Origin of the sequence: Streptomyces lunalinharesii (assembly GCF_039532155.1) — a bacterium.
Lineage (GTDB): Bacteria > Actinomycetota > Actinomycetes > Streptomycetales > Streptomycetaceae > Streptomyces > Streptomyces lunalinharesii.
In genome coordinates, this window is record NZ_BAAARK010000001.1 from 498519 (window position 1) to 517228 (window position 18710).

Below are 18710 nucleotides of genomic sequence, written 5' to 3' on the forward strand. Positions count from 1 at the left end.
GGTTCAAGATCATTTCCGATACGATCTCGGCGGCACCGCCCGTGTCGCCCGAGGCAAGGAGCGGCCGACACGCGGGGGTTCGCGGAGGAGGGCCCGTCTTGCATCGCTACTTCATCGACCAGCGACAGGAAGAACTCCGGCGTCGGGTGCGGGACTTCGCCGAGCACGAGGTCCGCCCCCGGATCGCCGAGATGGAGGCGAGCCGCACCGTCCGCCCCGACCTCTCGCGACTGATCGCCCGGCAGGGGTGGATCGGCGCGACGGTGGAGCGCGCGTACGGCGGGATGGGCGCCGGCCACGTCGCCAAGACGGTCATCATCGAGGAGCTGTCCCGGGTCAGTGCCGCGATGGGCGCCATGGTGCAGGCGTCCCAGCTCGGCGTGGCGAAGATCGTCCACTTCGGCAGCGAGGAGCAGAAGAAGACCTGGCTGCCGGCGATCGCCGCGGGCGACTGCCTCCCGACCATCGCGGTCACCGAGCCGCAGTCCGGCAGCCACGTGCTGGGCATGGCCTCCACCGCCGTGCGCGACGGCGACGCCTACGTCCTCAACGGCCGCAAGACCTACGTCGGCAACAGCCACATCGGCGACCTGCACGGGGTGGTGGTCCGCACCGGCGAGGGCGCGAAGGGCCTGTCGACCTTCCTCGTCGAGTCCGGCACGCCCGGCCTCCGGGTCGGCCCGCAGCGGCCCGCGATGGGCCTGCACGGCTTCGGCTTCGGCGAGCTGTTCTTCGACGACTGCCGGGTGCCCGCGACGCACCTGCTGGGCCGCGAGGGCGACGGGCTGTCCGTGGCGTACTCCTCCAGCGTGCTGTACGGCCGGCCCAACCTGACCGCGGTCTCCCTCGGCATCCACCAGGCGGTCCTCGACGAGACCACCGCGTTCTGCACCGAGCGGCGGCGCTACGGCGAGCCGCTCGCGGAACTCCCCACCGTCAAGCTCAAGTTGGGCCGGATCCAGTCCCGGCTGCTGCTCGCCCGACTGTCCGCGTACCACGCGGTGCAGCTGCTGGACCAGGGGCTGCCGTGCGACGCGGAGCTGATGAACGCCAAGTTGGTGAACGTGGAGTCGGCGCTGGAGTCGGCGCAGGACGCGATGGACGTCCACGCCGCCTGCGGGTTGTTCACCGACCGCCCGGTGGAGCGCTTCCTGCGCGACGCGCACCACGTCTTCGCGCCGGCCGGCACCTCCGACGTGCAACTGCTGCGCCTCGGCGAACTCGCGCTGGGGCAGGGCAAGGGCGAGTGGTCGGAGCGGTTGGCTGCGCTGTTGCGCCCCGCCCCGGTGGAACGACCCGAGGAGGCGGCGGCGCCACCGGCCGGCCGCGAGGCGCTGGCCCGGGTCTCCTGAGCGCTCCCCGCACGCAGTTGGGCCCCGCTCGGCCGTACGGGCCGCACGGGCCGCACGGGGCCGCGGGTGCGCCCGTCAGGAGGCGTCGGCCTCCTGCTGCCGCCGCTCCATCTCGTGCACCTGCTCGACGAGTTCGGCGGCGAACGCCTTGATGGTGTGCAGCCCCTCGCGCCCCCAGGGCCGGGGTTCGCGGTCGACGACGCAGACGGTGCCCAGGGTCGTGCCGGTGCGGTCGATCAGCGGAGCGCCGAGGTAGGTGCGGATGCCCAGTTCGTCGACGACGGGGTTCCCGGCGAACCGCGGGTAGTCGCAGACGTCCTCCAGCACCAGGGCCTTGCGCCGCACCACGACGTACGGGCAGTAGCCGTGGTCCCGGGCCATGAGGCGCTCCGGGCGGCCGCTGGGCGGCGCCGGGCCCAGTTCGACGGCGGTGTCGAGGTCGGGGGCGTAGAGCCCGGCGAAGTACTGCTCGTGCTCGTCGATGAAGTTGACCATCGCGAAGGGGGTGTTGGTGGTCCGGGCCAGCCTGCGGGCGAAGGCGTCGAACGCGGGCAGCGGGTTCTTGCCGATGCCCAGTGCGCGCAGCCGGGCCACCCGCGCCGGCGCCTCGTGGTCCTCCGGAGTGATCACCAGACGACGCGTCAGGTCAGCGAGCAGGTGCGGGAGTTCGGAGTGGGGGGAGCGCCGGGACGGATGGCGCGAGGGGAACGGGAAGCGTGCGGAGGGGACGTTCATGACGGCTCCGGGGTGGCGGTGCGGACGGGGCTGAGCAGGTGTTCGACGAGGGACACCAGGACGTGGGTGCCGGAGGCGCACTGGCGGGCGTCGCAGAGCACGACCGGGACCCGTGGGGCGAGGTCCAGGGCGGCGCGGACCTCGGCGACCGCGTAGTGGTGTCCGCCGTCGAACTCGTTCACCGCGACGACGAACCGGATGCCCCGCCCCTCGAAGAAGTCGACCGCGGCGAAGCACTGGTCCAGCCGCCGGGTGTCGGCGAGCACCACCGCACCCAGCGCGCCGTGGGACAACTCGTCCCACAGGAACCAGAAGCGGTGCTGCCCGGGCGTCCCGAAGAGGTAGAGGACGTGCTCCGGATCGAGCGTGATCCGGCCGAAGTCCAGCGCGACGGTCGTGGTGGTCTTGTCCTCCACGCCGGACAGGTCGTCGGTGCCGGCACTTATCTGGGTGATGAGCTCCTCCGTGCTGAGCGGTTCGATCTCGCTGACCGCACCGACGAAGGTGGTCTTGCCGACGCCGAAGCCGCCCGCCACCAGGACCTTCAGCGCGATCGGGAAGGCGTCGGGCGCGGGGTGCTCCGGGAGCCGGGCGTCAGAGTCGTTGACGAAGTCCATGCAGCACGGCCTCCAGCAGGGCGCGGTCGGAACGGGGGACGGGCTCGGCCGAGAGGGCCGGCGGGGTCCGCGTGGTGAGCGCCCCGCAGTCGACGAGGTCCGCGAGGAGCACCTTGGTCACCGCGACGGGCTGCCCGAGGTGCGCGGCGACCTCGGCGACCGGGACGGGCCCGTCGCACAGCTCCAGGACCCGGTCGTAGTCGGGGCCTTGGAGGCCGGCGGGTCGCCGCCCGGTCGCCCGCACCATGGTCATCAGGTCGAGGTCGGCCGTGGGTCGGGTGCGGCCCTTGCTGACGGTGAAGGGGCGGACCAGCCGGCCCGCCACCTCGTCGATCCACGGCGCGTCCGGCCCGTACGACCGCTGCCGGCACGGGAGGACCACGGTCAACGGCCACCCGCCGGGGCGTGGTGGCGCGGGGGCGTCGACACGTACGGCCGGACGCTCTTGACCAGCATCCCCATCTCGTAGCCGAGCACTCCCGCGTCGGCCTCGCGGCCGGCCAGCACGGCCAGGCAGGCGCCGGAGCCGGCGGCGGCGACGAAGAGGAAGGTCTGCTCCATCTCGACGACGACCTGGAGGATGTCGCTGCCCTCCCCGAAGCGGGAACCGGCGCTGCGGGCCAGGGAGTACAGGCCGGAGGAGAGCGCCGCCATGTGGTCGGCGACGTCCGGTTCGAAGCCGTGGGCGGCCTTGACGAGGCCGTCGGCGGACAGCAGGACGGCGCTGCGGGTGTGCGGCACCCGCTGGACGAGTCCGGTCAGCAGCCAGGAAAGGTCGGTGTGCTGGGTGCCGCTGAACTCCGTGGTCGTCTGCGCGCGCACATCACTCACCATGGTCGGGGTCGTCTCCTCGGGGGCGGGCCGTCGGGCCGTCGTGATCGGGGGCAAGGAGCAGTTCGGGGTCTTGCCGGCTGCCGGGTGCGCGGTCCTGGCCCGGGGTGGTGGCAGGCGCGGGGGCGGGGTGGCCGGCGGCGGTGAGGCCGGCCGCGTAGCTGGGGTCGCCGCGGCTGAAGCCACGCTGGTAGGCGGCCATCAGATTCGGGTCGTGGAGGCGCTCGGGGCCGGTGCGCTGGGGCGGGCGGACCGGCACGTCGCGCAGTTGGGGGGCGAGGTGCGCCTGCTTGACGCGGCGCGGCAGCCGGGGGCGGCGGCCGTCGTCGAGGGGCAGCGGCGGGGGCGGCAGGACCACCGGACCGGGATCGGCGGGGTGCCCGCCGACCGGCCCGCCGGCGGACAGGCCGTCGGGCGCACCGCAGCCGTGCTGCGGGGTCAGCGCCGCGGCCTCGACGCTGGCGATGGTGGTCGCGGCGGGGGTGCGCACGATGCGCCGGCGGGCCGGCGGGTCGTCGGGCCCTGCGGTGTGCGCGGGGGCGGCCGGCAGGGCACGGGTCGCACGGTCGCCGGCGGCGCGGAGGGCGGGGGCGGCGGCCGGTCCGCTGCGCCCCGCGGGGCCGTCGAGGCGGTGGTCGGGGCCGCGTTGGCCGCGCGCCGGGAGCGGTTCGCCCTCCTCGTCCGCCATGCCGTCCGAGAACTCCTCCCGGGTCTCGGCGGAGTCGTCCCCGAGCAGTTCCGGCGGCACGATCACGACGGCCTGTACGCCGCCGTAGATGCTGCTCTGGAGCCGGACCACGAGGCCGTGCCGCTGGGCGAGCGAGGAGACCACGTAGAGGCCGATCCGGCCGTCGTCGAGCAGTTCGGTGAGGTCGATCCGTGCGGGGTCGGTGAGCAGCCGGTTCATCTGCTCCTGCTCGTCCGCCGGCATGCCCGGACCACGGTCCTCGATCTCCACCGCGAGCCCGGCGGTGACGTGCCGGGCCCGCACCGTGACCGGGGTCTCCGGGTCGGAGAACTCGGTGGCGTTCTCGACGAGTTCGGCGAGCAGGTGCACGACGTCGGCGACCGCGTGCCCGCGCAGGGTGCCCTCGAAGGGCGACACCAGCTTGATCCGGGTGTACTGCTCGACCTCGGCGGTCGAGGAACGCACCACCTCGGTCAGGGTGATCGGACGGGTCCACTGACGGCGGGTGATGGCGCCGCCGAGCACCGCGAGGTTCTCGGCGTGCCGGCGGATCCCGGTGGCCAGGTGGTCGATCACGAACAGGCCCTTGAGCAGGTCCGGGTCCTCGACCTGGTGCTCCATCGCGTCGAGGGTCAGGATCTGGCGGTGCACGAGGGATTGCAGGCGCCGCGCGAGGTTGACGAAGACCTCCAGCTTCTGCTCGTTGCCGGTGGCGTCGCTGCGGACGATCCCCACCGCCTCGATGAGCGCGGCCTCGGCGGCCCGGCCGGTGGCGGCGACCTCGTGCGCGAGCTGCCCGAGCGGGTCACCACCGGGTTCGGAGGGCGGCTCCCGGTCCTCCCGGGCGTGCAGCCACGCGTCGTGGCGCACCCGGTCGAGCAGGTCGGCGATGTCGGCCTGCGCGCGGGCGCACACCTGGCGCAGCCGCGCGCAACGGTGCGCCAGGGCGCGGGCCTCGGCGTTCCCGACCAGACCGCCGACCAGGACGACGGCGCAGACCGCGACGAGGCCACCGACCAGCACCGGCCACTCGCGGCCGGTGAGCCGCGCGCCGCCGCTGCGGACCACGAACGCGGTGACGCCCGCGCAGACCACCGCCGTCAGCAGGGCGGGGACGGCGGCGAGTCGGACCAGGCGGGACCGTATGGCGGCGTCGGTGACCGGCTCCGCGGGAACCGCCCGGCCGCGCCGGCCGCCAGGGGACCTGGGAGCCTCCAGGGACGTCTCGGTCCTCGGCGGGGTTGCGGTAGGCATCGGTGCCCTCCGGATCGGCCGTTGGCAGTTCGCGGAGCACGCACGCTAGTTGTTGCGGGGGTGGGGTTCGGACCCCCTTCGGGGTTTCGCTACCCCGCGCCACCTCCGTGGGTAGGCACACCCCGCACGGAGGTGCGAAAAGATCCGAACCTCCGTACAGGAATGCGTCGTTGGGGCGGCCTCGGCCGCCTCAACCGCACCACGGGTCCCGCCTCACTCCGGGAGTTCGACCGGGACCGCGCCCACCGCCCCCTCCGCGACCGCACCGGCCCGCGCCACCACCGGGCCCGCCGGCGGCCAGCTCGGCCACCCCTGCACCGGCGGCACCGCCACCGCCCGCCACCACGGCTCCACGACCTGCGCGTCGGCGGGCTCGAAGGGCCGACCCGGCGCCGGCACCGCCACCTCCGCGCCGACCCGGTGCGCCGCCGCGACGGTGCGCTCCGCGGGCTCGGCCCACGGGTGCGGCGCGAGGTTGAAGGTGCCCCAGTGGATCGGCATCAACACCCCGCGCGGCTCCCCGCCCTGGAGGTCCAGATGGGCCCGCAGCCCCTCCTCCGGGGTCATGTGAATGTCGGGCCAGAAGTCGGAGTAGGCCCCCACCTGGACCATCGTCGCGTCGAACGGGCCGTGGGCCGCGCCGATCCCGGCGAATCCGGCGAAGTAGCCGGTGTCACCGCTGTGGTAGACGCGGTGCTCGGGGCCGGCGACGACCCAGGAGGCCCAGAGCGTGTGCTGGGCGCCGCGCAGCCCCCGGCCGCAGAAGTGCTGGGCCGGTGTGGCGGTGAGGGTGAGCCCGCCGACCCGGGTCGACTCGTGCCAGTCCAGCTCGGTGATCCGGGCCGCGGGCACGCCCCAGAACTCCAGGTCGGCGCCGATGCCGAGCGGCACGACGAAGAGCGCGTCGGAACTCACCAGGCCCTTGACGGTGGACATGTCGAGGTGGTCGTAGTGGTCGTGCGAGATGACCACGACGTCGACCGGGGCCAGCTCCGCGAGCTCCACCGGCACCGGGTGCATCCGCTTCGGTCCGGCCCAGCTGAACGGTGAGCAGCGCTCGCCCCAGACCGGGTCGAACAGCACCCGCTGCCCGTCGATCTCGGCGAGCACGCTGGAATGTCCCATCCAGGTGATCCGCAGCCCGGAAGCCGGGGGGCGCCCCCAGTCCTCGTCGGTCGGGTGGTGCACCGGGATCCGTCCCACCGGCGCGCGCCGCAGTCGGCCCTCGCGGCTGAGCTGCGTGCGGGCCATCGGCAGGGCGGCGCCCCGCAGCAGCTGGCGGGTGGGGGCCGGGTTGCGGAACTGCCCGTCGACGAACTGCGGTGATCTGCGCATCCGTGCCAGTCGCTCCCCGGTCGGCTCGGCGCCGAACGTCGCGGGGCGCAGCGCGGACAGGGGCGTGGGGCGGGGTCGGGATGCGGTCACGGCACCTCCATGGTCGGGGCAGTCGCGAAGTGAACGGACCGCGCGAACGCTGGGTTCCGGCACCGCCGAGCCGCCGGGCGGCGACCGCGGACCAGCACCGGGCACTCCTCGGGGCAACGGCGCAGCCCGTCGGTGCATTCCCGGTGCGGGTGACGGGCCGGTGCACCGGCTGGTGACGGCCGGAGGCGGGCGCCTACGCCCGGATGAACGGCCGCGCCAGCCGAAAGCATCCGTTCGAGTGAATCGGAGGCGAGCGGGCCCGTGCAGCGCGTGACGTCCGTCAGACGGGGTGCCCCGCCCCTGCGCCCCGGCCCCACGCCCGTCCCGCCCCTCCTTCGCCTTCCACCCCACCCGTCACGGAGCCCCTCCCCGCGCCGAGCCCGACGACCGGGTGGCCCCGACCGGCCGGCAACCGATCCGCCGGTGGAGCGGCATTCCCGGCCGGATTCCCGCTCGGATTCGCAGGTGCGTCGCGCGGGGTCCGTGACGAGCGGTCCTGCGACGGGAGCGGAAGCCCCGGTGGTTCGAGCGCACGGGGCGGGCTCTGAAGGTCAGGGACCGACGGAGCGTCAGGCCGGCTCCACGGCGGTGGGCGGCCGGGGCAGGCCCGGCCGGCGGGGCAGGAGGACGGTGCGCAGGACGACCCGCGGGGCCATCAGGCGGGAGGGCGGGGCGGTGAGGCAGAAGACGTCCCGGAAGGCGGCGCCGACGACGCGGTCGACGGCGGCCCGGGCGGTGAGGCGGTCGAGGTACCACGTCGTCAGCCGTTCGCCGAGTCCCGCCTTGGCGCCGCCCCCGCGGACGTAGGGGCGGTCCGCGCCGACCGCCGCGATCCAGGCCGGTTCCGCGGCCCGGCCGACCGCCCGCTGTGCCCGGGCGAGGACCCCGGGCCCCGGCCCACCGGCCGCGTCCAGGGTGTCCCGCAGGGCCACCGCGCCGAGCGCGGCCACCGACATGCCCTGCCCGTAGACCGGGTTGAAGGTGCAGTTCGCGTCGCCCAGGACCAGGAAGCCGTCCGGGACGCCACCGGGGCGCTCGTAGTGCCGGCGCCGGTTGCAGGTGTCGCGGAAGCCGTGCACCGGCGAGACCGGTTCGGCGCGGGCGAGCAGTTCGTGGACGTACGGGTCGCCGATGGTGGCACTGAACGCGGTGAACTCCGCCTCGTCGGTCGGCGGGTGGTGGCCGCGCACCCCCGACAACGTCAGCAGCCAGTTGCCGTCCTCCACGGGGACGTAGGCGGCGCCCCGCGGGCACTCCGGCCAACCGGGCACGTTGACGCCGGCGTCCGGCGCCTCGCCCCGGGCAGTCGGGCGGTACATCCGGGTGGCGTAGGCGAGGCCGGAGTCCACGGTCACCTCCTGCGGCGCCTCCCGGCCGAGTTCGGCGTACCACTGGGGCGTGCGGGAACCCCGGCCGGAGGCGTCGACGACCAGGTCGGCGGGGAGCACCCGGCTGGCGGCGCCGCGGTCGCCGTTGCGGGCCCGGACCGTGACGCCGGTGACCCGCCGGGCGTCACCGGTGAGGCCGACGGCCTCGGTCGCCTCCAGGACCTCGACCCGGGTGGCCGGGCCGGCCGCGGCGCCCAACGCCCGCTCGCGGACGACGGCGTCCAGGACCGGTCGGGTGACGCTCAGTGTGGGATGCCGGCGCTCGTCGAACCGGCGCTGCCAGCCGGTGGGCGTACGGGTGAGCAGATCGCGCGGGAGGTAGAGGCGGCGGGCCCCGGCCTCGGTGAGCGCGGCGACCGTGCCGGGCAGCAGCCGCTCCAGTGCTCGCTGCCCGCCGCTGAGGAGGATGTGCAGGTGGCGGGCTTGCGGGACGCCCTTGCGGAACGTCCGGTCGGCGGGGTAGCGGTCCCGTTCGACGACCGTGACCACGTCGAAGTGCCCGCGCAGCGCGGTGACCGCGAGCATCCCGGCGAGTCCGCCGCCGATCACGACGGCGCTGCGCCCGGGCCCGGTGTGCTCCGCCATGCGCGTTCCCCTTCTCCCCGCCTGCGGGACCCGCTCGCGGGGCCCGATCACCCGTGCGCCTCAGCCTCAGCGCCCGGCGCGCCCGTGTCAACGACCCGACGCCCGCTCCCCCACTGCTCTCACGTGCTCCCCGTCCCCCACTGCCGGCTGGTTCCCGCTGCGCTCCCGCCACCTCCTCGACTCCCGTGGGCGTCTCCGTCGCCCCCGGATCGGGCTTCCGACTACGCTCGCGGCCCTCCGTCCTGACGTGCGGTCGGAGCCGCCCGGCCGTCGCGCGGACGCCACGAGGGCACCGCCTGCTACCCCTCTTCCGGGCCCGGGAAGCGGCCTCCCGGGCGCCCGTCCTCCCTCGCGTCACATCAGTCCCGAACATCCCGATATGAGGCGACTGTGCGTCTAGACTCCCGACGGCGGGCGCACCGCGGCCGCGGCCGCTCCCACCAGCACGGGACTCGTCTCACCAGCAAGGGATTCAGGGACGCTTGTGACCTTCCAGCAGGTATCTGAGCCATATGACGTACTCGTCGTCGGCGGATCGGGCGTGGACACCATCGTGCGGGTCGGCGCACTGCCCGTCCCGTCCGCCGACAGCCATGCGGTGCCGCCCGTCCGCGAATGGGCCGGGCACACCGGGACCGGAGTCGCGCTCGGCTGCGCGGCGCTGGGCCTCACCACCGGCTTCGTGGACTTCCTCGGCGACGATCCGCCGGGCGCGCTGGTCCGTGAGCGGCTGGCCGGCAGCGGGGTCGACTTCCGTCCGCTGATCTCCCCGCACGGCACCCGCCGGGCGGTCAACCTGGTCTCGCCCGACGGCCGCCGGATGTCCTTCTACGACGCGCGCGACCCGCTCGATCTGCGGATGCCGCCCGAGCACTACCTCCCCCTCCTGCGCCGCACCCGGCACGTCCACCTGTCGATCAGTCACTTCGCCCGTTACCTCTTCGACGACATCGAGGCGCTGGGCGTCCCCGTCTCCACGGACCTGCACGACTGGGACGGCCTGACCGAGCACCACCGCGCGTTCGCGTTCCGCTCCGACCTGGTCTTCCTCAGTACGGCGGGGGCCGGGGAGCGGATCGGCCAGATCATGCGGGAGATCATCCGCGAGGGCCGGGCCAAGGCCGTGATCGCCACCGCCGGCGCGGGCGGCGCCTACCTCCTCACGCCCGAGGACCGCACCCCGCGGCTGGTGCCGGCCGCCGTGCCGCCCACCCCGGTCGTGGACAGCAACGGCGCCGGCGACGCCTTCACCTGCGGCTTCCTCTACGGCCGGCTGTCGGGCCACGAGCTGGAGGAGTGCGCGCGGCTCGGCGCCGTCGCCGGTGCCCACGCCTGCACGGCGGCGGGCACCCACACCGCGCTGGCCCGTCCCGACGACCTCCTGGCCTCCGCCAGCCCGCCGCCGCCCCCACCCCCGGTACCCGCCGTCGAGGCTCAGGTCTCCAGCACCGGGGCGTAGCCCTCCTCCGCGATGCCGAAGGTCCAGGCGACGCCTTGCCGCGCGGTCCGCGTCCGCGGCGGCACCCGCAGCCAGTACGTGCGGTGGGTGCCGTCCGGTTCGGGCGTGGAGTTGACCACCTCGACCATGACCACCGGCTCGTCGTCGGGCAGGTCGACGCGCCACAGCACGCCGGTCGCGTCGCGATTGACCGGCCGGGCACCGGACTCCGCCAGATAGTGGTCGACGGCCAGACCGAGCGCAGTTGGCGGCGTTCGCTGGACGCCGCGCTGCGCTGGCGCCCCGAGGAGCTCTGCCTCTACCCGCTGTACGTGCGGCCGTTGACGGGCCTGGGCCGCACGGAGGGCGCCGGGCCGGACCCGGAGTGGGACGCCCAGCGGCTGCGGTTGTACCGCCACGGCCGGGACCACCTGCTCACCGCGAACGACTTCCCGACGGAGCTGGCGGCGTTCGCCGAGCGCGGCTGGCTGGACGAGACCGCCGGCCCGGACCTGCTGCGGCTGTCCCCCGAGGGGCTGGCGCACTCCGACGCGCTGGGCCCGATGCTGTTCTCCCCCGGCGTCCGGTCCCGGATGGCCGCCTACGACCTCAAGTGACGGGCCGCGCAATGGACTTGACGCTGCTGTACCGCGGGCCGCTGGCGTCCCGCGACTACGCCTGCCCTACTGCCCGTTCGCCAAGCGGCGGGACGGCCGGGGGCAGCTGCGCGCCGACCGGGCGGCGCTGGACCGCTTCGTGGCCTGGGCCGCGCAGCAGACGGACGACCGACTGTCCGTGCTGTTCACCCCGTGGGGCGAGGGCCTGGTGCGCTCCTGGTACCGGCGCGCCCTGGTCGAGTTGAGCCGGCTGCCGCACGTGCGGCGGGTGGCCATCCAGACCAACCTCGGCTGCCGCACGGAGTGACTGGCCGACGCCGACCTCGACGCGCTGGCCCTGTGGTGCACCTTCCACCCGGGGCAGACGCCGTACGACCGCTTCCTGGCGAGGACACGGGAGTTGGCCGGTCGGGGCGTGCGCTTCAGCGTGGGCGTGGTGGGCTTTCCCGAGCACCTCGACGTGGCCCGCAGGCTCCGCGCCGACCTGCCCACGGGGGTCGACCTCCTGTGCTGGAACGGATCCCGTCCCCGGTCGGACCCCCACTCCGGTTCGTCCCCGCACGGCGGGGGCGCCGGTGTCCGACCGTGCCGGAGCGCTGCCGGTTCAGTCCTTGCGGCCCACCGCTCCGTAGAAGATGGTGTCGTTGAGCTGCTTCGGTCCGGGCACGGCGCCGTCGGGCCGCCACAGCGGTACGCGGACGACGCCCGGTTCCAGTGGGGCGAACGGTCCGAGGAGGGCCGCGATCTCGTCCTTGGTGCGCAGCGCGAGCGGGGTGGTGGCGCTCTTGTAGACCTCTTCCACATGGGCCCGGGCCGCCTCGTCGATGCGGCCCTGTGCGTAGCCCTCGTACGGTTCGTACGTGCCGTGCGAGAGGATCAGGTGGCTGCCGGCCGGCAGTGCGGCGCCGAACGCGGCGAGCAGCGCGGCGGGTTGGTCCTCGTCCCCGAGGAAGTCGATCACTCCGCCGATGAGCAGGCCCACGGGCCGCTCGAAGTCGATCAGTTCGCGGACCACCGGGTCGTCCAGGACGGCCTTGGGGTCGCGGAGGTCACCGAGGGCGAAGGCGGTCCCGGGCGCGTTGGCGAGGCGGGCCCGGGCGTGGGTGGCGACGATCGGGTCGCTGTCCACGTACACCACCCGGGTCTCGGGTGCGGTCCGCCGGGCCACCTCGTGGGCATTGGGCGAGGTGGGGATGCCGATGCCGAGGACGAGGAACTGCCGCACCCCGGCCGCCACCACGGCGCGGACCGCGCGCTGGCGGAAGGCCCCGTTGGCGCGGACGCTGTCGCGCACCTGCGGGTGCAGTTCGATGACCCGGTCGGCGGCGACCCGGTCGACCTCGTAGTTGTCCCATCCGCCGAGGAAGTAGTCGTACATCCGGGCCGGATGCGGCCGACTGGTGTCGATCTCCTCGGCGGCGAAGCCCAGATGGTCCGGGCCGGGCGGGTACGGGCCGATCTCCGGAACGCCGGCGGCCGTCTCGGGAAGGCCGTGCTGGTCGGTCATGGCTCCTCCCTCAGTGCGCCGAGCACGGCGCGGCGGAGAGCAGGAAGTCGGCGTGGCCGGCCTTCGCGCCCTCGATGAAACTGACCATCTCGCGGTGGGTGTAGATCAGCGCGGGACCGTCCGGGTCGGTGGACTGGCGCAGCGCGACCCGGCCGTCCCGCAGGCGCATGGCCTCGACGCACTCGCCGCCGTTTCCGCCGCTCCACGGCTTGTGCCAGCCGTCGCTGCCCAGTTCGTTGGCGGGCATGCCGTTGTAGATACGTATGCGATCCATGGGGGGTTCAGATCTCCTTGCGAAAGCCACCCAGAATGGCCTGGGTGGCGTGTGCCGGCGCGGCCTGCGCACACATCCGGTCCAGGGCCTCCAGGTACTGCGAGACGTCGTTGCGCTGGTCGAAGTACACGGCTCCGACGAGGCTTTCCGCGTACGCGATGTCCGGGAGCTCCGGGATCGGGAAGCGGAAGATGTGGAACGGCCCGTACATGGCGGGGTGCGGGCCCGCGGCGAAGGGCATCACCTGGAGCCGGACGTTCGGCATCGAGGTGGCTTCCATCAGCCGCGCGATCTGGTCCCGCATCACCTTGGGTCCGCCGATGAGCCGTCTCAGCACGGTCTCGTCCATGACCGACCACAGCATCGGGGCGTTCTCGCGGGTCAACAGCGCCTGCCGCTCCATGCGCAGGGCCACGATGCGGTCGACGTCGGCCGGCGTGGCGTGCGGCATCCCGGCGCGCAGCACGGCGGCGGCGTAGTCCTCGGTCTGCAAGAGGCCGGGGACGTAGTGCGGTTGGTAGGAGCGGATGAGGTTGGCTTCGCTCTCCAGGCTGACGAAGGCGCTGAACCACTCGGGGAGGACGTCGCGGAAGCGGTGCCACCAGCCGGGGCGGTTGGCCTCGCGGGCCAGCGAGACGAAGCCGTCGATCTCCTTCTGGTCGGTGACCCCGTAGGTCGCCAACAGCTTCTCGACGTAGGGGATCTTGAGGCCGACTTCGGCCTTCTCCATGCGTCGTATCGTGGCGTGCGTCACGTCCAGCGCGGCCGCGGCCCGTTCGAAGGAGAGCCCCGCCCTCTCCCGCAGGTCCTGCAGTCGTTTGCCGAGCACCACCCGTAGGACGGTCGGTGCACCTGCAGACCGTGGGTCCGCCACGTCCGATCCCCTCCAACCAGCTTCAGTGCTCAGCAGTGTGTCATGCCGTCATCAGCTCGAACAGACTGCACTTTCAATTCTGCAAATTACAGACTGATCCTTGCCAACGGTGAGCAACATCGCACATAGTTATGTCGTGGCTTCCTACAAAAACGCTCCGTCGTTAGGGCGATGCGGCGGATTCCTCGCCCAGACCCCTCAGGACGCGTTCCACTTGCCGGCACGGCGCACCTCCGTGCCCGAGGCGCGCAAGCGCGTCAGCTCGCTGCTGCGCGAGTGGGGCGCCGCCCAACAGGTGCGCGACGACGTGGAGTTGGTGGTCACCGAGCTCTTCACCAACGCGGTGCGGCACACCGACAGCGAGAAGGTCGGCTGCGAGATCGCGGTCGTCGGCGCGCACATACGGATAGAGATCACCGACGAGGGCGGGCCGGGCCGCTCCGCGCCGCACGCCCAACCCGGCACCCTCGATCAGGAGGGCGGGCGCGGACTGTTCCTGGTCGGCGCGCTCTCCGAGAGCTGGGGGACCCGGCCCGACGACGGCGGCGGGGGCCAGGTGGTCTGGGCGGACCTCCCGTACCGCACCGCGACGCACTGAGGCCCCGCGCCGCCACGGGGGCGACACGGGGCCTGGCAGAGGTGCAGGGTTACAGCGGCAGCAGGTCCGGCCGCTTGGGCTCCACGTCGTCGCCGGACGAGACGCCGCGCAGGCGGCGACCGATCCACGGCACCAGGTGCTCGCGCGCCCAGTGGATGTTGTCGCGCCGCGCCTCGGCGGGGGTCCGCTCGGTCTCCGGCGGCCACGCCTGGTCCGGATCGGCCGGCACCGCGAGGCCCAGCACCTGCCCGGCCCGCAGCGCCACCCGGGTGTGCCCGTCGGCCGACAGGTGCAGCCGGTCCTCACTCCAGGCCCGCCGGTCCTGGACGGACTTCAGCGACCACAGGTCGAGCACGGGGCAGTCGTGCCGGTCGGCGATGGCCCGCACGTGGGCGGTGTACGTGGCGATCTTGCCCCGCAGGTGCTTGAGGACCGGCATCCCCCGAGTGTCGAAGCCGGTGCACAGCAGCACCGTCGACACCGTCTCGCGCAGCGCGACCACGGCCGCCTCGTAGCGCTCGGCCACCGCGTCCGGGTCCGAGCCCGGCCGCAGGATGTCGTTCCCGCCGGCACAGAACGTCACCAGCTCGGGGGCGAGCTCCCGCGCCCGTGGCACCTGCTCCTCGATGATCCGGTCCAGGAGCCGCCCGCGCACGGCGAGGTTCGCGTAGCGGAAGTCCCCCTCGTCACGCTGGTCGGCGAGGAGGACCGCGAGCCGGTCCGCCCAACCGATGTACGCCCCGTCCGGACCGGGATCCCCGACCCCCTCGGTAAAGCTGTCCCCGACGGCTGCGTACGACCCGATGGCGCGTATCGCGCCCTTGCTGATGTTCTTCGAATCGTCTGCCACGTCAGGACATACTTCACCTTCCTAAGTGACCTACGCCACCGTAACCAGGGGTTGACGGGAGGTGATTAACGCCACCAGGTCAAATTCTGTCCAAGTCGGAATAACGATCGGTCCCGGAATGCTGCTCAGGCGCCACACATGGGGGATGATGCGCGCCGTTTCGACGTCCTCGCGCGCCCTCGGCACCTGATTGCCTGCGGCATCCATGTCGTATCGTCGAAGGAGCCCCGCCTCGTCGACGAGCAGCGTCGGCGACCGATCCCGAGGAGCGCCCGTGACGCAGCAGACGCCGCAGGTCCCCCAGTCCCAGCCCGACCTCGCCGAGGTGCGCAACTTCCGCGACGTGGGCGGGCTGCCGACGGTCGACGGGCGTCGCGTCCAGCAGGGCCGGCTCTTCCGCAGCGGCCATCTGGCACACGCCACCGAGGCGGACGCCGCGTTCCTCGCCGGCCTCGGGCTGCACACCATCTTCGACTTCCGCAACGCCTCCGACATCAAGCTCGAAGGCCCCGACGTCGCGCTGCCCGGGGTGCGGAACGTCAACATTCCGCTCACCGATCCCGCGGACGGGGCGGAATTCTGGACGATGGTACGGGACGGCGAGTTGGACCAGCTCCGGGTCGTCCTCGGTGACGGCAAGGCCGCGGACCGCATGGCCCGCACCTACCGCGAGATCATCACCACCCGCGCCGAGGACCACAGCCGGGTGCTGCACGCCCTCGCCGAGGACAGCGTGCCGGCGCTCATGCACTGCGCCGCCGGAAAGGACCGCGCGGGGCTGTCCGTCGCGGTCACCCTGCTCGCCGTCGGCGTGGAGCGGGACGCCATCGAGGCCGACTACCTCAAGTCCAACGACCCCAGCCGGCGCTACAAGGTCCGCCGTTCCGACCACTCCGCGGCCGGCATGTCGCCGGAGGTCATGGAGCTGCTCTCGCCGCTGTTCGGCGCGGACATCGACTACCTCACGGCCGCCTTCGACGCGATCGCGGAGACCTGGGGCTCGACCGAGAGCTACCTCACCGACGGCCTGAAGCTCTCGCCGGCCACCCGCGAGCAGCTCCGCGACCGGCTGCTGGCGGACTGACCTCCGACCGGCCGCGCAGCGGGCCGGCGGGCCGTCCACGCGGGACGGCCCGCTCCCACGCCGCGCGGTCCGCGGCGCGCCCCCGCGGTCAGCGGTTGGCGACCGCCTGTTTGACCAGGGTCCGCCCGAAGTCCCAGAGCAGCCCGCCGTTGTGGGCGTCGTCCATGACGGCGGTGAACGCCTCGACGAAGCGGTCCACCTCCCGTTCGCCGATGATCAGCGGCGGAATCAGCTTGATGACCTCCAGGTGGTCGCCGGAGACCTGGGTCAGGATCCGGTGGTGCTGGAGCAACGGCACCACGACCATCTGCGCGAACAACCCCTTGCGCGCGGCCTGCAACATCGTCCAACGGCTGCGCAGCCCCAGGGACTTGGGCTTCCCGAACTCGATGCCGATCATCAGGCCGCGGCCGCGCACCTCGTGCAACAGCTCGTACCGGTCGACCAGCGCGGCCAGCCGGGAGCGCAGCAGCTCCCCCGTGTGCCGGGCGTGGGCGACGGTCTCCTCGTCCTCCATCACCGCGAGCACCGCCAGCCCGGCCGCCATCGCCTGGGCGTTGGCCCCGAAACTGGCGGAGTGCACCAGCACCCGGTCCATGGACGAGTAGACCTTCTTGAAGATCCAGTCCTTGCCCAGGGTGGCGCCCACCGGGACGTAGCCGCCGGAGAGCGCCTTGGCGACGCACACCAGGTCCGGTTCCACCCCCTCCTCGTGCTGGTAGGCGAAGAAGTCGCCGGTCCGGCCCAGGCCGGTCTGCACCTCGTCGGCGATCAGCAGGGCCTTGTGGCGGTGCAGCAACTCCTGGGCCGCACGCAGGAATCCGGGCGGGGTGGCGAGGACGCCCTTGCCCTGGATCGGCTCGACGACGAAACCCGCCACGTCGCCGCGCCGGAGTTCCCGTTCCAACGCCGCCAGGTCGCCCATCTCGACGGCGGTGTCCGGCAGCAGGGGCGCGAACCCGTCGCGGAAGCCGTCCTCGCCGTTGACCGAGAGCGAGCCGGTGGTCAGGCCGTGGAAGGCGTGGGTGCAGTACAGGACGCGCGGCCGGCCGGTGGCGTAGCGGGCGAACTTCAGGGCGGTCTCGACGGCCTCGGTGCCGCTGTTCCCGAAGAAGACCCGGTCCAGGTGGGGCGCGTGGGCGAGCAGCTTCTCGGCGAGCAACCCCGGCAGCGGCGGGCAGTCGAAGCGGGTGAGGTCGGCGAGTTGGGCGTCGAGCACGTCGTGCAGGGCCCGGCGGACGACGGGGTGGTGCCGGCCCAGGCCCATCACGCCGAACCCGGCGAGCATGTCGAGGTAGTCCTGCCCGTCGGCGTCGTAGAAGTAGGCGCCCTCGGCCCGTTCGTAGACCTTGTCGAAGCCGATGGTGTGCAGCATCCGCGGCAGCTGGTGGTTGAGGTGGCGGCTGTGCAGTGCGTAGCGCTCGGCGCCGCGTGCGGCGAGCAGCTCGGTCAGGTCGAATCCGGTCACGGGGTCCTCTCCTCACGGGCGGCGTTGCGGTGCCGCCCCCAGCCGGACCGGCGGCACCGGAAGGCCCCGGTGCCGCCGGTTCTCCGCACGTCGCGTCAGCCGCGGTTCCCGGCGACGGTCTCCCTGGCCGCCCGGAGGGACTCCTTCAGCGAGCCCATGGTGGCCAGGACGGCGGTGGGCTCGTAGCCGCAGTGCGCCATGCAGTTGGCGCACCGGGGGTCCTTGCCGCGGCCGTACTTCTCCCAGTCGGTCTCCTCGATCAGCTCCCGGTACGTGGGGACGTACCCGTCGCTCATCAGGTAGCAGGGGCGCTGCCAGCCGAAGAGCGAGTAGTTGGGGATCGCCCAGGCGGTGCACGGGAAGTCCGCCTTGCCCTCCAGGAAGTCCAGGAACAGCGGACTGTGGTTGAGCCGCCAACGCTGCCGGTTCCCGCCGGCGAACGTCTTCCGGAACAGCTCCCGGGTCTGCTCCACGCCCAGGAAGTGCTCCTGGTCGGGGGCCTTCTCGTAGGCGTAGGCGGGCGACAGCATCATCTCGTCGACCTGGAGGTCGTCGTTGAGGAAGTTGAGGACCTCGATGATGGTCTGCGGGGTGTCGGTGTTGAAGAAGGTGGAGTTGGTGGTGACCCGGAAGCCGCGGCGCTTGGCCTCCTTGATGGCCGCCACCGCCTCGTCGAACACGCCTTCCTTCGCCACGGATTCGTCGTGCCGCTCCCGCATCCCGTCGATGTGCACCGCGAAGGCGAAATAGGGCGAGGGCTTGAACTTCTCCATCTTCTTCCGCAGCAACATCGCGTTGGTGCACAGGAAGACGTACTTCCGGCGGGCCACCAACTGCCGCACGATCTCGTCGATCTGAGGGTGCATCAAGGGCTCGCCGCCGGCGATGGAGACCATCGGGGCACCGGACTCCAGCACCGCTCCCACCGCCTGGGCCACCGGCATGCGCTGCTTGAGGACCCCGGCCGGGTGCTGGATCTTCCCGCACCCCTCGCACTTGAGGTTGCAGGCGAAGAGCGGTTCCAGCTCGACGATCAGCGGAAACTTCTCCCGCTTGCGCAGCACTTTCTGTTCAAACAGATAGGTCCCGACCCGGATGGATTGGCGGAGCGGCATGGCCATCTGG

The 18710-nt window shown here is 73.0% G+C and carries 17 protein-coding genes and 3 pseudogenes; 6 read left to right on the forward strand and 14 right to left on the reverse strand.

What is annotated here, in order from left to right:
- The first annotated feature begins 98 nt into the window (after nucleotides 1-98).
- The gene (locus tag ABD385_RS02275; protein ID WP_344573127.1) at nucleotides 99-1352 is read left to right on the forward strand and encodes an acyl-CoA dehydrogenase family protein; all 1254 of its coding nucleotides are present in this window, start codon (nucleotides 99-101) and stop codon (nucleotides 1350-1352) included.
- Nucleotides 1353-1427: 75 nt separating this feature from the next.
- Here the strand turns inward: ABD385_RS02275 and ABD385_RS02280 are convergent, their stop codons facing one another.
- The 7 genes from ABD385_RS02280 to ABD385_RS02310 form a co-directional block, all read right to left on the reverse strand.
- Complete coding sequence (locus ABD385_RS02280) at nucleotides 1428-2009, reverse strand: GAF domain-containing protein (protein ID WP_425585342.1); 582 nt, start codon at nucleotides 2007-2009, stop codon at nucleotides 1428-1430.
- 74 nt (nucleotides 2010-2083) lie between these two features.
- The gene (locus tag ABD385_RS02285) at nucleotides 2084-2704 is read right to left on the reverse strand and encodes a GTP-binding protein (protein WP_344573129.1); all 621 of its coding nucleotides are present in this window, start codon (nucleotides 2702-2704) and stop codon (nucleotides 2084-2086) included.
- Complete coding sequence (locus tag ABD385_RS02290; protein ID WP_344573130.1) at nucleotides 2682-3092, reverse strand: DUF742 domain-containing protein; 411 nt, start codon at nucleotides 3090-3092, stop codon at nucleotides 2682-2684. Before ABD385_RS02290 ends, ABD385_RS02285 begins: the two co-directional genes overlap by 23 nt.
- Nucleotides 3089-3538: a roadblock/LC7 domain-containing protein gene (locus ABD385_RS02295; RefSeq protein WP_344573131.1), complete on the reverse strand. Its 450-nt coding sequence runs from the start codon at nucleotides 3536-3538 to the stop codon at nucleotides 3089-3091. Before ABD385_RS02295 ends, ABD385_RS02290 begins: the two co-directional genes overlap by 4 nt.
- Complete coding sequence (locus tag ABD385_RS02300; protein ID WP_344573132.1) at nucleotides 3528-5477, reverse strand: sensor histidine kinase; 1950 nt, start codon at nucleotides 5475-5477, stop codon at nucleotides 3528-3530. The genes ABD385_RS02295 and ABD385_RS02300 overlap by 11 nt, the downstream gene beginning before the upstream one ends.
- A gap of 213 nt (nucleotides 5478-5690) precedes the next feature.
- On the reverse strand, nucleotides 5691-6902 hold the full coding sequence (locus tag ABD385_RS02305) for an MBL fold metallo-hydrolase (RefSeq protein WP_344573133.1): 1212 nt from the start codon (nucleotides 6900-6902) through the stop codon (nucleotides 5691-5693).
- Between the two features lie 569 nt (nucleotides 6903-7471).
- Nucleotides 7472-8875, reverse strand: coding sequence for an NAD(P)/FAD-dependent oxidoreductase (locus ABD385_RS02310; RefSeq protein WP_344573134.1), 1404 nt, complete (start codon nucleotides 8873-8875; stop codon nucleotides 7472-7474).
- Between the two features lie 541 nt (nucleotides 8876-9416).
- Here ABD385_RS02310 and ABD385_RS02315 point away from each other — a divergent pair.
- Nucleotides 9417-10334: a carbohydrate kinase family protein gene (locus ABD385_RS02315; protein ID WP_344573135.1), complete on the forward strand. Its 918-nt coding sequence runs from the start codon at nucleotides 9417-9419 to the stop codon at nucleotides 10332-10334.
- On the opposite strand, the pseudogene ABD385_RS02320 reads toward ABD385_RS02315, so the two are convergent.
- Nucleotides 10310-10558: pseudogene (locus ABD385_RS02320) on the reverse strand (DUF6745 domain-containing protein); the annotation flags it as partial. The gene ABD385_RS02315 and the pseudogene ABD385_RS02320 overlap by 25 nt on opposite strands.
- On the opposite strand from ABD385_RS02320, the pseudogene ABD385_RS02325 reads away from it, so the two are divergent.
- Both ABD385_RS02325 and ABD385_RS02330 read left to right on the forward strand, forming a co-directional pair.
- Nucleotides 10556-10930 (forward strand): annotated as a pseudogene (locus ABD385_RS02325) (STM4012 family radical SAM protein); the annotation flags it as partial. The pseudogenes ABD385_RS02320 and ABD385_RS02325 overlap by 3 nt on opposite strands.
- Nucleotides 10931-10941: 11 nt before the next feature.
- Nucleotides 10942-11435, forward strand: a pseudogene (locus tag ABD385_RS02330) (STM4011 family radical SAM protein); the annotation flags it as partial.
- A 99-nt stretch (nucleotides 11436-11534) separates the two neighbouring features.
- On the opposite strand, the gene ABD385_RS02335 reads toward ABD385_RS02330, so the two are convergent.
- The 3 genes from ABD385_RS02335 to ABD385_RS02345 are packed head-to-tail and all read right to left on the reverse strand — an operon-like array spanning nucleotide 11535 to nucleotide 13585.
- Nucleotides 11535-12437, reverse strand: a complete 903-nt coding sequence (locus ABD385_RS02335; protein ID WP_344573136.1) for an SAM-dependent methyltransferase — start codon at nucleotides 12435-12437, stop codon at nucleotides 11535-11537.
- A 10-nt stretch (nucleotides 12438-12447) separates the two neighbouring features.
- Entirely contained in the window at nucleotides 12448-12711 is a 264-nt protein-coding gene (locus ABD385_RS02340; protein WP_016571016.1) for a DUF397 domain-containing protein, read from the reverse strand.
- Between the two features lie 7 nt (nucleotides 12712-12718).
- Nucleotides 12719-13585 carry a helix-turn-helix domain-containing protein gene (locus ABD385_RS02345; RefSeq protein ID WP_344573137.1) on the reverse strand — a complete coding sequence of 289 codons (867 nt, stop codon included), beginning with the start codon at nucleotides 13583-13585 and terminating at the stop codon, nucleotides 12719-12721.
- A gap of 136 nt (nucleotides 13586-13721) precedes the next feature.
- On the opposite strand from ABD385_RS02345, the gene ABD385_RS02350 reads away from it, so the two are divergent.
- A complete protein-coding gene (locus ABD385_RS02350; RefSeq protein ID WP_344573138.1) occupies nucleotides 13722-14183 on the forward strand; it encodes an ATP-binding protein in 462 nt (153 codons plus the stop codon).
- A 49-nt stretch (nucleotides 14184-14232) separates the two neighbouring features.
- Here the strand turns inward: ABD385_RS02350 and ABD385_RS02355 are convergent, their stop codons facing one another.
- Complete coding sequence (locus tag ABD385_RS02355) at nucleotides 14233-15033, reverse strand: SGNH/GDSL hydrolase family protein (RefSeq protein ID WP_344573139.1); 801 nt, start codon at nucleotides 15031-15033, stop codon at nucleotides 14233-14235.
- 274 nt (nucleotides 15034-15307) lie between these two features.
- On the opposite strand from ABD385_RS02355, the gene ABD385_RS02360 reads away from it, so the two are divergent.
- Nucleotides 15308-16117 (forward strand): tyrosine-protein phosphatase, encoded by an 810-nt coding sequence (locus tag ABD385_RS02360; RefSeq protein ID WP_344573140.1) that lies wholly within the window; start codon nucleotides 15308-15310, stop codon nucleotides 16115-16117.
- Between the two features lie 88 nt (nucleotides 16118-16205).
- Here the strand turns inward: ABD385_RS02360 and ABD385_RS02365 are convergent, their stop codons facing one another.
- Entirely contained in the window at nucleotides 16206-17585 is a 1380-nt protein-coding gene (locus tag ABD385_RS02365; protein WP_344573141.1) for an aspartate aminotransferase family protein, read from the reverse strand.
- A gap of 95 nt (nucleotides 17586-17680) precedes the next feature.
- Nucleotides 17681-18706, reverse strand: a complete 1026-nt coding sequence (hpnH, locus tag ABD385_RS02370; protein WP_344573142.1) for an adenosyl-hopene transferase HpnH — start codon at nucleotides 18704-18706, stop codon at nucleotides 17681-17683.
- Between the last annotated feature and the right edge of the window lie 4 nt (nucleotides 18707-18710).